Here is a 14,018-nt window from a genome sequence, read left to right on the forward strand (position 1 = left end):
AATCGAGAGATGACCCTCAATTCCCCCGCGCCAACACCTCGTGTCGGAGTTGGCGCGGTTGTGTTCAACGATGCACGAGTTCTGCTGGTGAAGAGAGGCACGCCTCCCTCGGAAGGCTTGTGGGCTATTCCCGGCGGCAGGCTTGAGCTTGGCGAATCCTTGCAGCAGGCTGCCGAAAGGGAGATTCTGGAGGAAACGGGAGTTGTGATTCGGGCAGGGAGCCCGGTGTTCACATTCGATGTGATTGAAAGAAATGCATCGGGGGAAATTCGCTTCCATTATGTCATTGTCGATCTTGCGGCAGAATACATCAGCGGCGAACCGATTCCGGATGACGACGCGCATGAAGCACGGTGGATTTCGGAAGGCGAATTGTCAGATCTTGATGTAAGCGACAAGACGCTGGAGTTGCTGAGAGAGATATTTCATTTCGGAAAAGAGTAACCGTTCTGAACCATACACAATCCAGGAGTACTCATGAAGCAGAAGATCCTCATTGTTCTGCTGGCGTTTCTTGCAGCCGGCATTTCGCTCAGTCAAACAAGTTCAAAAGAGCCGGTAGACACGTCTGCAATCAGAAAGATCTGGAATGAGGGAACCGAAAACTCACAGGCGATGAATCTTCTGCACTACCTCACTGATGTGTGCGGCCCCCGGCTGACAGGCTCACCGCAGTACACAAAGGCCGCCAACTGGGCAATGCAGAGAATGAAAGAGTGGGGAATGACAAACATTCATCTCGACGGATTGGGTCCGTTCGGAAGAGGCTGGACATTGCGACGCTACTCCGCCCACGCAACGCTACCCGACATCTTCCCCCTCCTCTCATATCCCAAGGCGTGGTCACCTGCAACAAAAGGAACCGTGCAGGGCGAGGCAATTCTGTTCGATGCCAAAACCGACAGCGCAATCGAAACGTACCGCGGCAAGTTGAAGGGGAAGTTCGTTCTGATAGGCAATGAGCGAAAGTTGGAGCCGCTCTTCGAACCGCGTGCATCGCGAAAAACCGACTCCACATTGCTTGAAATGGCAAACTCGGATATTTCCACGTTTCGCCGGTTTCGTCGAGGCCCCTTGACTCCCGAGGCCCGGCAAAATGCGGTGCTTGAATACAAGAAGATGAAACTCCTTGAAGAGGAAGGCGTTCACGCTATCCTCACCCCGAGCCGCGGCGATGGAGGCACAATTTTCGTTCAGCAGGCAAGCGTAACAACTCACCCCGATACACCCTTCGCGCGACGGCCACGAGTGTGGGACACGAAAGCGCCATCGATCTTGCCTCAAGTGGCAGTAGCTGCAGAGCATTACAACAGGCTCGTTCGTGTTCTCAACAATGGCGAACGTGTCAGAATGGAAATGAATCTTGAAGTGAATTTCCATAAAGCCGACTCCATCTATAACGTTATGGGCGAAATTCGCGGCACGGAATTTCCCGACGAAGTGGTGATGGTTGGCGGCCACTTTGATTCGTGGCACGGCGGCACCGGCGCAACCGACAACGCAACGGGAAGCGTTGTTGCCCTCGAGGCAATGAGAATTTTACGGGCGCTCGACCTGAAACCCCGAAGAACAATCCGTATCGGACTTTGGACAGGCGAGGAACAAGGATTATTAGGCTCATCAAGTTACGTGAAGAAGCATTTCGGCGAACGGAAGGACACGGCATCGCCTGTTATTTTGAAGCCTGCCGGCGAGAAGTTCTCGGTGTACTTCAACGATGATAACGGAGGAGGCAAGTTCCGCGGCATCTACATGCAAAGTAACCCGGCCGTTCAGCCGATCTTTCGTGCGTGGCTATCTGCAACGGGAGACCCCGCTGCACAAACTCTCACGCTCAGAAATACCGGTTCAACCGATCATGTGCCGTTCGATCAAATCGGACTGCCGGCGTTTCAGTTCATTCAGGATGAAATCGAATACGGCAGCATGACGTGGCATTCAACAATGGACCTGTATGATCGCGTTATCGAGAAAGACCTTCAGCAAAGTGCAGTGAATATGGCAATTTTCGCCTATCATGCCGCTATGCGTGATGAACTCATGCCGAGAAAATAGAACACTTCCAGTTCTTTTTTGCAGGCCGGACTTTGATTCCGGCCTTTTTGTTAAAGAACATTGCTCTTCATGCCGATAATCAAGTTGGACGTGTATGCTGTTCCCAACATACGGCTCAAGAGAATAGATGCAGAAGTATTACAGAATTCTGGACTTGCCCTACGATGCACCACTACCTGAAATAAAGCAAGCATACCGCGACCTGGTACGAATCTGGCATCCCGACCGATACACTCGTGATGAGCGGCTGCAGAAACGGGCAACGCTCAAGCTGATGGAGATCAACGAAGCATACAAGATGTTATGCTCGATAACGCCAAGTGCTGATCAGGCCGCAGAGCCCGAAGAGGCCGAGCCTATTGACTGGAGCAGACCCGGCAGTATGCCGGCTCCGAAAGACCATTCGTTTCAAACTGCACGCAAGGAACCCAAACCACAACAGCGGTGGGGATATGCCGCAGTGCCGGTGTGTGTGTCGGCGATACTCATTTGGAGTGCCGTTTCATTTAGCGAGCCGGATCACGCTGCAAATCCTCTCCCTCCTCCCGATCCCGATTTGATTTCCCAGCTTGCGATACAAACCCGCTTGGCACAGTCAAGTTCGCTTCAAACCGACGCGGTAAGCAGGGATACAGTGAATGCAGAACTGACCGCGACATCAGAGTCGACCCCGGTAAACCGGTAATCATCGGGACACATCCCCGTCACACAACGCTTCACCCTCAAGCAACTCTCTAATGCTTGCTTCTCCCGGCATTTCTGTGTACTCTATCGCTGGCAGATGGTTTGCCTTGCTCACGAATCGAATCGACTAATCCCGCATTCCCCAACCATGCAGACAAAAACCCCGGAACACGTCATGCGCGAAGTAACAACCGACATGGTTCTTCGCGCAATCACTCTTGCGAAAAAGAAAGGACGCACAGTCCGCATAAGCAAAACTGCAAACGGAGTCGGCGTTGATGTTGCTACGCTCGATCCGCGTACGAGTGATGGCAAGGCTGCGCTTGACAAGTTTCTCGCCCAGCCGGCACGCCATTACACAATTTCGGGACTCGGCGCGCCGGAAGAATCGAATGCCATCAACTGGCGACAATTGAATCTTCCGGGATGGAGAAAGATTCTCGTCCTGCTTCAAGTCGGATGTTCATTTCTGATGAAAGGCACGCCGTTCAAGAACAAATGGTACCGATGGATGGGCTGTACTATTGGAAAGAATGTTGAGATCATGCAGATGGCGTGGTTGGATCATTTCCGTCCCGAACTGATTTTCATTGGCAACAACACGCTGCTCGGGGCTTTCACGCGCATCACTTGTCACGCGTACGAGGGCTGCGGAAAGTTTCGTTACGGACTGGTGGAGATTGGATCGAACTGTACAATCGGGGCGGGAACGGGCATCGGAATGATTCGCATCGAGGATAACGTGAGGACGTTGCCCGGTACCACGGTTTCTCCATTTCTAGCGCGTATTCGTGCCGGCTCTGTTGTCGGTTATGACCCGCCTTCTGTAAAGCTTCCCGAACCGGAAACTCCACCTTCCGCATGAATGACAACCAAAGGTCGTAGACTCGAAACAACATACACTTGCCTGATATGCCGTACAATACACTTACTCCCGAGCTAACCGGTTCGTTCATTTCAATTGTTGGTGGTGAGAATGCTCTTACCGACGACGAGGCAAAATCCGTTTACGGTCAGGATGAAACCGAGGACTTCTCATTTCCTCCCGAACTTATTCTCAAGCCATCAACGGCTCAGCAAGTTTCCGAAATCATGAAACTTGCACACCGGCATATTATTCCTGTTACACCGCGTGGCGGCGGTACGGGACTTTCGGGCGGAGCGTTGCCCGTACACGGGGGCATAGTACTTTCGATGGAGAAGTTCAATCGCATCATCGATATTGATGAGAAGAACTTTCAGGCAACAGTGGAACCGGGAGTCATCACCCAGATATTTCAGGAAGAATGCGAGAAGCGCGGACTCTACTATCCACCCGATCCTTCATCACGCGGCAGCTCACAACTCGGCGGTAATCTCGCAGAATGTGCCGGTGGACCGAGGGCTGTAAAGTACGGTGTGACAAAGGATTACGTGCTCGGCGTCGAAGCCGTTCTTCCAACGGGTGAGATCATCAACGCGGGCGGACGGGTCCTCAAGAATGTTTCCGGCTACAACCTGACGCAGTTGATCGTCGGAAGTGAAGGAACGCTTGCCGTCATCACGAAAATACTTTTCCGTCTCATTCCTCTTCCACGAATGAAGAAGGTACTCCTCGTCCCCTTCAATTCTCTTGAGAATGCCGTAGCCGCAGTTGCTGTAATCTTTCAACGCGGCATTACACCGTCGGCGTTGGAGTTCATGGAACAAGCGGCAGTCAGGGCGGCAGAGATGCAGTTGGGCAAGACTTTCCCGAATGGAACCGCCGAAGCGCAGCTTCTCATAGAGGTTGACGGCAACTACGAAGAGACACTCGCCAAGGACATCGATGTCATCGCCGAAGTCGTTGAAAAACACGGCGCCAGCAATGTGCTGCTTGCGGAAGATCGGCAGAAAATTGAAGATGTGTGGGCGCTCCGGCGAAGCATGGGCGAAGCGGTGAAGAAGATATCAACATATAAAGAAGAAGACACTGTCGTTCCCCGGGCTCATCTTCCGCAACTCATACGGGGAGTAAAGGAAATATGTGGGAGATACGGCATCACCTCCATTTGCTACGGTCACGCGGGTGATGGCAACGTTCACGTCAACATCCTCAAAGACAAGATGGATGATACAAAATGGGAGAAACACCTTGACACGGCCATTCGTGAGATATTTCGACTGACAGTCTCACTCGGAGGAACCATCTCCGGGGAGCATGGCATCGGCTACTCGCAGAAAGCGTATCTTCCCATTGCCCTCTCCCCCGCCGAACTCACTCTGATGAAAGAAATCAAACGGACGTTCGATCCCAACAATATTCTGAACCCGGGGAAGATATTCGAGTGTTGATATTCCGTTCATATCAAAAAGAAGGGACGCAGGTTACTGCGTCCCCTTTGTTTCTGAAAGACCTTCAGCCTACTTCGTCGGTGCCACGGCCAATCCCTCAGCAACTTCTGCTACTTCCTCTTTCACAGGCTTCGGCTCATGATGCACCTCATGCCCGAATACATTAAAGTACTTTGCCACAAATCCGAACGCAACAAACCCGAACGCTACCAGACCGGCTGTGACAGCCAGTTCCTGCCACGAGGGAATGTACATGCGGTTCGGATATTGCTCCATGCTGGTGATCGCCGTGTTGATGCGGTGAGCAATGAAACCAAGAATCACCAGAACAGACGAGTAGAATAATCCGGCTTTGTTTTCACGAATCTTCTTGCTCAGCAGCAGGAAGAATGGCACTATCACCCCGAGAACAAGCTCTCCGGCAAACAGTATGCTCTGGTAGTTGATCTCGAATGCAAACTTCAGGGCATCCCGGGTAATCAAATCCTGTACGCGGACAGTGAAGTAGAGAGCCAGTACAACGACAATCACTCGTGCCAACTCCGACAGCAGCGGCATCTCAATCTCCCGCCCGAATGCCCGTGACGAGAGGAATGATTCAAATACTGTCATCGCCAATCCTGCGGCTACGCAGGAGATGATGAAGAGGAAGGGAATAATCTCGGAATACCACAGCGGATGCATCCGGCTCGGGATGATGAGGAATAATGAGCCAAGCGACGACTGATGAAGCGTCGAAAGAATCACGCCCAACACCACCAACGGTATCGTAATAGCCTTGATGATCTTCAGCGGGCGTTCGAGATTGAAGCGCTCAAACACCACCGGACTGAATTCAAGCGCCAGCACTGTTGTGTACAACATCACGCACCACGCAACTTCGAACATCACCGAATGAGGATTCCAGTAGATCAGTGCATGCCAAATTGCCCAAGGGCGGCCAAGATCAACCATTAGTCCGGCAATGACGAGAAGATAGCCAAGAAATGCCGTCAGAATCGTCGGACGTAAGATGGGACGAAACCGTTCGATGTTAAAAAGGTAGACGGTAGCAGCAATCGTGAAGCCGCCTGCCGCCAATCCGACACCGACCAGAATGTCGAAGCCGATCCAGATGCCCCATGGAAACGTATCAACGAGGTTGGTGGATGGACCGAGGCCGGTTGAAAAGCGCCACACGGCGGCAATTGCGCCGGCGGTCATCAGCGCCACCGCAACCGCTTTCCAGAATGTAACCTTAAAGAGACCGGGAAAATTCATAGGAGTATCCTTTAGTTTCAGAGTTCAAGTTCTGTTTCTCTAGTTGTGCAATTCCTGCTTTTGTTTCTCTTCCGCTTCAAACCGGGCTACTTCGGTGCGTCGCTTGGTAATCCAGTTGATACCAAACAATACGACACCCGCCGCAACCGAGTATTTCGGAATCTGCGAAAGCACTCGCCACGACAGCTCGGGAATCGGATTCTTCGGGACATTCATCGGGAAGCCCAATTCCTCGAACGGGACATTGGAGATGAACATCACTGCCGTCCCGCCCGCCTCATGCAAACCGTAGATATAGTCGATGTACTCGCCCGGATTCTCGTCAATACGTCTGCGGGCTTCCTTGATCAACTCATCACGATCGCCGAATACCGTCGCTTCAACAGGGCATGCCTCGGAGCAGGCCGTTTGTCCGCCTGCGGCAACAAGCTCGTAGCACATTTTGCATTTCTGCACCCGCGGCGACAAGCTTGTCCACTCGTACCGGGGCACTTCAAACGGGCAGGCCTGCATGCAGTACCGGCAACCAATGCACTTCGATTCGTCGTACAGAACCGCGCCGGTTTCGGTTTTCGTGAACGCCCCGACGAGGCAGGCAGAAACGCAAGTCGGTTGTTCACAGTGCATGCACATGCGTCGGACGTATGTCTGGTCGTTGTTGTAGCTCTGCACAACCGTGTAGTGTGTTGCGGAAAGCTCGGTCGCTTCCTCTTCCGGAAGATGATTTGTTACGGCGCAGGCACGGCTGCATTCCCCGCAACCCACGCATCGTGTGATGTCGATGAGCAATCCTTTTGATTTACGCATTGTCGTATTCTCCATTCAATGGCGTTTCACTTTCAGTGGTGAGAAATGTTGATTCGAACTCTTCCCACACGCGTTCATCGAATTCTTTCAGTACACCCGCTGCCGGAACGCCGCCATCCTGCATGGCCGCAAATTCGAGCTGCGGCACGCGGGCGACGAGAAATTCTTTCACCAGATCATTCTGCTTCTTCAGCCATTCGATGGCTCGTTCACCACTCAGGAATGACGTCAACGAACGGGCTCCGTCTGCCGGAATCAGCTTGAACAGCCATCCCGTCGTATAGGGATTCTGCGACGCCATTGACGGCGATTGCAGTGCTGAGTGATTGATTGCCGATATTTGTCCCTCAAACGGCATATCAAGGGCGAGACTCTTGTTCTTTTCCCGAAGGACAATCGGCCTTTCGCCTCGGCCGACAATCTGGCCTTCTCTCGGCAGCTCAATTCGCTCGACCTTTCCCGTCAAGCCGAACAGGAAGTTGTCAATACCGACAGTGATGCTGTTGTCTCGCTCGCGCCTCATCCACAAGTGGTTGGGAGCAAGAACCAGATCATCCGACAAATTCCAATGTGATGCAGGGAAAAGCGGTGTTGAACGCAGCGCCGCCGTGCTGAGCGCTTTTTGTTTTCTCCGCTGAACAATGTAGTCGGCTGCGAGAAATGCGATTAATGTTAAGAGTACGAGTAAGACTGTCATGTTAGGATCTCCTTAGTTTGATACTATGTGTTCACCATTGAGGAACTGATTTCTTCGAATGCAGGTTGTCGCCTGCCTGATCGCCGGTGAGGAAAAACTCCCTCTCAAGCGTATTCCATTCTTCATCCGACACCTTGTCTGCCAGATCTTTCACGATCACGCCTCCGTCCTGATACATGAGGGCCGGGGTTGTCGAGAAAATCCGAACGAGTTGTTCTTTTGCCTGCTCAAGCCATTGCTGCATCGCTTTTCCCGTAAACAGGTTATTGAGTTGCGCGTGCAACTTCATCGGGCGAATGCGCAGCAACCAACCGTCGTTGTACGGCGAGGAATTGACGAGCAACGGATTGTTTAGCACCATTTCATTCTTCTCAATTACCCTTCCGCTCACCGGGCTCACCATCCGTACAACTCGATTCCCATGTCTGACGGACCACGCGACACTGCCCTGCCCGACTCGCCTCAGCAATCGCGGCAGTTCCACTGAATCAATCGTGCCGATAAGCGATTGGGCAAACTCGTCAACTCCGACAAGCACGTCTCCGTCCTCGGTCATTTTCATCCATGTGTGGCCCGGATGTACATACCGTCGGACAAACACAGGTTGCGTTTCTTCCTTCTTCTTCGTTTTGCGAAACATTCCCCAAACGATGAGCGCGCAAGCAGTCAAGAATGCAAGTATCGCTGACATGTTGGGCTCCTTTCTTTCTTTTCTGTTCTTGATGTAAGATTGACTTCTGAACTTCACAACAATCATACTTCCAATAACCCTGCCAGAAACAAGCTTTGCAAAAAGAAACGACGCCTCTTTAACTCATTGTTACACAATAGGTTACAAACTGATTGGTGCGGATTCCAGCCACAGGAATTCGGAAAAAAACTCTTGTGTTGAATCATGCAACACCAGTCAATCAGTGAAGACGCGTCAGTCATGCCATTGATATTGAGATATAACGAGTTACGATGATGTTAGAATTTTCAACAGAAAATTGAAGAACTCAACACGAAATTTTCCACGCTTTCAGTATACGCTACTGTTCACTTCTTCCATACCATCGCATTTCTTCTTATTTTGTTTTTTTGAATTCTGGAGAATGTGATGAATTTTGCTGCATGTCGATACTTTTTCGTTGTGTTGGCCGCTTTGCTGATCGGCTTTGCATCGTGCAAGGATGATGTTCCGGCGAACGACCCGAATCAATCCGTTGTGTTGACCGGACCAACGGTGTTTGTTCAAGCAGGACTACTCAGGCTTCCGCAAGGCATTGCCGTTGATGCTTCGGGAAACGTCTGGGTGGCGGATACGAGAAACAACAGAATCCGCAAATTCTCGACGGCTGGAACGCAAACCGATTCCATCAACGTCACGTCCCCTTCAGCAATCGCATTTGACAAGAACACGGGAGATCTTTTCATAGTTGAAAACAGTTCAACTGTTTTGCGGTATATCGTACAAACACGAACTTGGATTGCAGCATTTCCCTTCATTCCCTTCACAGGGAATTCTACGTCGGTTTTTGATGTCGGCAACAGAGGTACAGTCTCAATCAATGTCGCGGTACTTGAGTTGGGCGATATTGATACATCGCCTTCGGGCGATATCTACGTCAGCGGACGCGGCTCGCCTGCGAATTTCGTCGCCCGCATACTTCACGGAAACATCAGCATCGTTGCCGCATCATTTCTTGACAGCAGCATCGCACGGCCGTTGATGCTGGCGGCGGATGGTTTCGGGACGGTTTTCACTGCGTTCAGATTCTCACGCGGCCCGACTTCGCAAACAGAATTGTATGCCTGCATTCCTTCCAACATCCAGCAAAGTCATGTTATGGCCGAACCGTTCATCTCCGGCGCCGCGCAAGGAGCGACAGTCGATGCAGCGGGATATCTGTATATTGCGGACGCTGGTACGCAAGAACTGGTTGTGGTATCGACAGCTTCCGAGAGAACCGTCGCCCGCCATCTGATTCCCGACGTCGGCGGCTTTTCCATGACTCCACAGGATATTTCAGTTGCATCTGATGGTTCTGTGTACGTAGTTGTAACCGACAGGCTCGGCACGGAAGCAGGGGCGGTTCTCAAGTACACACGATCAACACGTTAACATCATCAACGAAAGGCTCCCCTATGAAGGCCCTCATTGCAGACGCTTTCCCCGAAAAGTACATCTCCGCTATTACCGAATCCGGTGTTGCAGTTGAATACAAACCGAAACTCAAAGCCGAAGAACTTGCTGCGGCAATTGGTGACTCCACCATCCTCATCGTCCGCTCCACAAAAGTGGGAGCTGATTGTATTTCAACGGCAAAAAACCTCACACTCATTATCCGTGCCGGTGCCGGAGTCAATACCATCGACATGAAAAGCGCAAACGAGCGGGGTATTTACGTGACGAATTGTCCGGGCAAGAACTCCATCGCCGTTGCCGAGCTTGCAATGGGATTGTTGCTCGCCCTCGACCGCCGTATTGCCGACAATGTGATCGACTTGCGAAATGGAAAATGGAACAAAGGCGAATACTCAAAAGCCGATGGCGTGTACGGTAAAACGTTGGGCGTCGTTGGCGTCGGGCAGATCGGGATGGAAGTGATTTCGCGAGCGAAGGCCTTCGGTTTGCACGTCATCGGCTGGTCAAAGTCCCTGACGCGGGAAAAGGCAGAAGCGCTTGGCATTCAACATGCCGGCACCATTCAGGATCTTGTGCCGAAATGCGATATCGTTTCAGTTCATCTGGCATTGAAACCTGAAACGCGGGGCATCATCAGCAGAAGCATCATCGATCAGATGAAGCCGGGGACAGTCTTCCTCAACACCTCACGGGCGGAAGTTGTTGATGAAGCGGCACTTGCGGATGCCGTCCGTGCCGGTACAATCCGCGTCGGAACAGACGTGTTTGTCGGCGAGCCGGAAGAGAAGAAGGGAGAATTCAAAAGCGGATTTGCTTCGCTTCCCGGCGTGTACGGCACGCATCATATCGGCGCTTCAACAGAACAGGCACAGAATGCCGTGGCAGAGGAAACAGTCGCCATCATTCGGGAGTACATTCAACAGGGCAACGTACGCAACTGGGTGAACCGCGCAAAGAAAACCGCCGCAACATGGCAGCTTGTTGTGCGGCACTACGACAAGCCCGGCGTTCTCGCCGATGTGTTGGGAGAACTAAAAGCCTCCAACATCAACGTCGAAGAAATGGAGAATGTGATTTTCGATGGAGGGAAAACTGCCTGCGCGACTATTCGGCTTGCTGCAAAACCTTCAGACGAGGTGTTGAAGAAGATGCTGTCACGAAGTGATGAGGTGATTCAGGCGAGTTTGAATGCGCTGTAGAAGACTATCCGCTTACCCGGCGATGCGCTTGTACGAATGAGGATCCGTTGCCCCCTCAGTCGAGATAACAAGGACCCTGCTGTAGGAATCAATGTCGAGTTTCTTGCGCATCTCATCATTCTTGTCTGAGAACATCTCCAGTAACGCCCCCATCCCGGCCGCCCCGGTTTCTCCGCTCACAATGCCGGACTCTGCAAGAAGCCGCATTGCTTCCATCGCCTTCTCGTCTGAAATCGACACGAAACATCGAATCCCTTTTTGCATCACAGGAAACGAGACCAGCGACGGCGAGTCGCAGTTCATCCCCACCATCATCAATGTGTGCGGGCCGGGAATCCTGACGATGTTGCCGGCCTTCACCGATTCAAGCGCACACGCGGCGGAATCCGGCTCCACTCCTATGATTGTCGTCGATGAGCCGCTCCCGCGGTAGTGACGTACAACCGCTTCGGCGAACGAGCCGTTGCCAATCTGCACAAGCACGTGTGTCGGCTGAGGCTGACTCATCGTAGCAAGAGCATCATCAATTTCGTGCAACATTGTTGAGTAGCCTTCGACAACGTAGCGCGGAATTTGTTCGTACCCCGCCCATCCATTATCCTGAATAAGCAAGCCACCCGCATTGATTGCATCACGCTCCGCCCGTTCAACAGCCTCATCGTACGTTCCGTCAACGATCATTACTGATGCCCCCTCGCTTTCAATCGCGCAGATGCGAGCCTCGGCAGTCCCCTTCGGAACGAAGATGTAAGCCTTCAGTCCGAACAGTTTCGCAACGCGGGCAACTGCCCTTCCGTGATTTCCATCGGTTGCAGAATAGAGAACAATCGGCCCGCTTGAGTTCACCCTCTCTCTCAGATCGTCAACAGTCCGCCAATCTGTTTGCAGATCGGGAAATCGATCACAGAGCACACGGTACGTTGCCCATGAAGCTCCGAGAATCTTGAATGCGGGAAGTCCGAGTCGGGAGGACTCATCTTTCACGTATACGCCTGCAACGCCAAGTTGTGAAGCAAGTGAAGGCAAGGAATGCAGCGGGGTCGGCTTGTACCCCTGCAGTTTTCTGTGAAATTCAAGCGGCGTCCGGCCCGGCTTCTCGAACGAAGAATCAGGCTCGAATGACGGATTCACGAAGATCATTTGGCGAGAATCATCTTCTTCGAGTCAACGTAAGCTCCGGCTCTTAATCGGTAGAAATAGACGCCGCTTGCAAGATTGGATGCGTCCACCGTCAGTTGATGAGTACCCGCTTCCTTCAATTCGCTCAGCAACACCGCCACTTCCCTGCCCAATACATCATAGACGTTGAGGCTTACGTGGGTGATTGTTGAAATCTGATAGGAGATTGTTGTCGACGGATTGAATGGGTTTGGATAATTTTGATGAAGCTCATATGATCCCGGCAACTCTGAAACGGATTGCCGTACAGACGCTATGACACCAAGCTCTCCGTTCAAGTTCAACTCTTGAGCATACACGCCGTTGTCGTCAGAACGGTTATCCGACCAGACAAGAATCGAGTTGCCTGTCTGCGTCATCACGCCGCCGAGTCTTCCTTTGCTGCTCGCAACAGAACTCACATCCTTTATTGTTCCACCCCACAGTACATTGCCATTCCGATCAACTCTGAATCCTCTCACAAGATTGGTCGTAACCGTCACGCCATCAAGAAAGTACACAACCGCCGATGAGTCTTTGCCGAACGATCGAATGAATGAAGGTTGGCCTCCGCCAAAAGGCCTCAACGCTTTTCCCGAGTCTGCCCATTGACGTGTGCCGTTAGATGATAATTTCTGACCGTACACTCCGTACGAACTCTGGAGAGCTGCATCAGTTTCGTACCAGAACATGTACGTCTCACCAGTGAGCGGCGTGTATGCCACCCACGCATCATTGTGCAGCCGTCCGGGCAATGTCGAACCGGCTGCTCCGTTGGCGGGAAAGAGTTTCGTTCCGCTTGATGTTATATGCTGCGCGTGCGAGAATGAGCTGCCGGTGCTGTTCCTGTCGTCATGCCACACGCAGAACGCCCCGTTGCTCCCGTCGGGGATCAGCTTTGGAACGAAGAACCCGGAAACCCTGCCGAGGCCGTAAACGGTGTCGGGGTTTGCGTTCCAAACGGAAATGCCATTACGCGAGATTTTCCTCGCGTAGATTCTGTAGTTGGCAGGATTGATGAAACTCCCCGTGTATCCCGAGTTCATAAGAATCACGCTACCGGTATCACAACCGACAACTGCCGGATAGTCGAGGTTCTCAGTGCCCGTTCCCGAGATGAGTATCGGATCGACGCCCCACTGTTTGATACCCGCGGCATTGAGTTTCTGCAAGGCGACTTTGCGCGGACTGGAGCTGAAAATCCATGCAAACACAAAATCTCCATCCGATGTATTCGCCACCCGCGGGTTTGCTTGAAAAGTCGCGGGCGAAGTCGAAAGCCCGACCCCGTTTACGCCCCAGACAAAACTCCCCGCCGGGCTGATGCGGTACGCGAACGGCTCGATCTGTCCGCCGTTGCGGATGTCTGTAAAAACAACTACCGCGCAGTTGCTGTCATCGACTGTCAGATCATAATCCACCAGCGATGTGTTCTGCGGGTTCGCGCTGATGAGTAATCCGTTTTCTCCCCATTGCTTGATACCCTGCGCGTTGAGCCTCTGCATGTACACTCTGTATGCGCCGGAACGAGTGTCAAACCAGGAAACGTAGCAGCCGCCGTCGGTGGTCACGGCAATTTTCGGAAGTTCCTGCCTTCCTGACGTATCGGAAACAGCCAAGTTGATGTTGGGGTTAGACGACCATTGCGCCAAAAGAGAAGTCGGGGCAATAACAAAACATAGAACCAGAAATCGTGAGATGACATGCATGGTGAAAG

General features: G+C 52.2%; 13 protein-coding genes. 7 read left to right on the plus strand and 6 right to left on the minus strand.

Annotated features, from left to right (window positions below):
* The first annotated feature begins 9 nt into the window (after nucleotides 1-9).
* From KF749_08595 to KF749_08615, 5 genes are all read left to right on the plus strand, one after another.
* Nucleotides 10-444, plus strand: a complete 435-nt coding sequence (locus tag KF749_08595) for an NUDIX hydrolase (protein ID MBX2991213.1) — start codon at nucleotides 10-12, stop codon at nucleotides 442-444.
* A gap of 33 nt (nucleotides 445-477) precedes the next feature.
* On the plus strand, nucleotides 478-2,055 hold the full coding sequence (locus KF749_08600; protein MBX2991214.1) for a M20/M25/M40 family metallo-hydrolase: 1,578 nt from the start codon (nucleotides 478-480) through the stop codon (nucleotides 2,053-2,055).
* Nucleotides 2,056-2,182: 127 nt separating this feature from the next.
* Nucleotides 2,183-2,740 carry a J domain-containing protein gene (locus KF749_08605; protein ID MBX2991215.1) on the plus strand — a complete coding sequence of 186 codons (558 nt, stop codon included), beginning with the start codon at nucleotides 2,183-2,185 and terminating at the stop codon, nucleotides 2,738-2,740.
* A gap of 174 nt (nucleotides 2,741-2,914) precedes the next feature.
* Nucleotides 2,915-3,604, plus strand: a complete 690-nt coding sequence (locus KF749_08610; GenBank protein ID MBX2991216.1) for a hypothetical protein — start codon at nucleotides 2,915-2,917, stop codon at nucleotides 3,602-3,604.
* A gap of 47 nt (nucleotides 3,605-3,651) precedes the next feature.
* Nucleotides 3,652-5,052, plus strand: a complete 1,401-nt coding sequence (locus tag KF749_08615; protein MBX2991217.1) for an FAD-binding protein — start codon at nucleotides 3,652-3,654, stop codon at nucleotides 5,050-5,052.
* Nucleotides 5,053-5,121: 69 nt separating this feature from the next.
* Here KF749_08615 and hybB read toward each other — a convergent pair whose 3' ends face one another.
* From hybB to KF749_08635, 4 genes are read right to left on the minus strand one after another with little or no spacing between them, the layout of a single operon-like run.
* Nucleotides 5,122-6,312, minus strand: coding sequence for a Ni/Fe-hydrogenase cytochrome b subunit (gene hybB, locus KF749_08620; protein ID MBX2991218.1), 1,191 nt, complete (start codon nucleotides 6,310-6,312; stop codon nucleotides 5,122-5,124).
* A gap of 39 nt (nucleotides 6,313-6,351) precedes the next feature.
* Nucleotides 6,352-7,119: a 4Fe-4S dicluster domain-containing protein gene (locus KF749_08625; GenBank protein MBX2991219.1), complete on the minus strand. Its 768-nt coding sequence runs from the start codon at nucleotides 7,117-7,119 to the stop codon at nucleotides 6,352-6,354.
* Nucleotides 7,112-7,816, minus strand: coding sequence for a hypothetical protein (locus tag KF749_08630; protein ID MBX2991220.1), 705 nt, complete (start codon nucleotides 7,814-7,816; stop codon nucleotides 7,112-7,114). The genes KF749_08625 and KF749_08630 overlap by 8 nt, the downstream gene beginning before the upstream one ends.
* 31 nt (nucleotides 7,817-7,847) lie before the next feature.
* Complete coding sequence (locus KF749_08635; protein ID MBX2991221.1) at nucleotides 7,848-8,507, minus strand: glycine cleavage system protein H; 660 nt, start codon at nucleotides 8,505-8,507, stop codon at nucleotides 7,848-7,850.
* Nucleotides 8,508-8,915: 408 nt separating this feature from the next.
* On the opposite strand from KF749_08635, the gene KF749_08640 reads away from it, so the two are divergent.
* Nucleotides 8,916-9,920: an SMP-30/gluconolactonase/LRE family protein gene (locus KF749_08640; GenBank protein ID MBX2991222.1), complete on the plus strand. Its 1,005-nt coding sequence runs from the start codon at nucleotides 8,916-8,918 to the stop codon at nucleotides 9,918-9,920.
* A 23-nt stretch (nucleotides 9,921-9,943) separates the two neighbouring features.
* Nucleotides 9,944-11,143 (plus strand): hypothetical protein, encoded by a 1,200-nt coding sequence (locus KF749_08645; GenBank protein MBX2991223.1) that lies wholly within the window; start codon nucleotides 9,944-9,946, stop codon nucleotides 11,141-11,143.
* 12 nt (nucleotides 11,144-11,155) lie between these two features.
* Here the strand turns inward: KF749_08645 and KF749_08650 are convergent, their stop codons facing one another.
* Together KF749_08650 and KF749_08655 are read right to left on the minus strand one after the other, a co-directional pair.
* Nucleotides 11,156-12,283 (minus strand): diaminopropionate ammonia-lyase, encoded by a 1,128-nt coding sequence (locus tag KF749_08650; GenBank protein MBX2991224.1) that lies wholly within the window; start codon nucleotides 12,281-12,283, stop codon nucleotides 11,156-11,158.
* On the minus strand, nucleotides 12,280-14,010 hold the full coding sequence (locus KF749_08655; GenBank protein ID MBX2991225.1) for a T9SS type A sorting domain-containing protein: 1,731 nt from the start codon (nucleotides 14,008-14,010) through the stop codon (nucleotides 12,280-12,282). The genes KF749_08650 and KF749_08655 overlap by 4 nt, the downstream gene beginning before the upstream one ends.
* Nucleotides 14,011-14,018 lie beyond the last annotated feature (8 nt).

It is taken from the genome of Bacteroidota bacterium (genome assembly GCA_019637975.1).
GTDB lineage: Bacteria > Bacteroidota > Ignavibacteria > UBA10030 > UBA6906 > CAADGV01.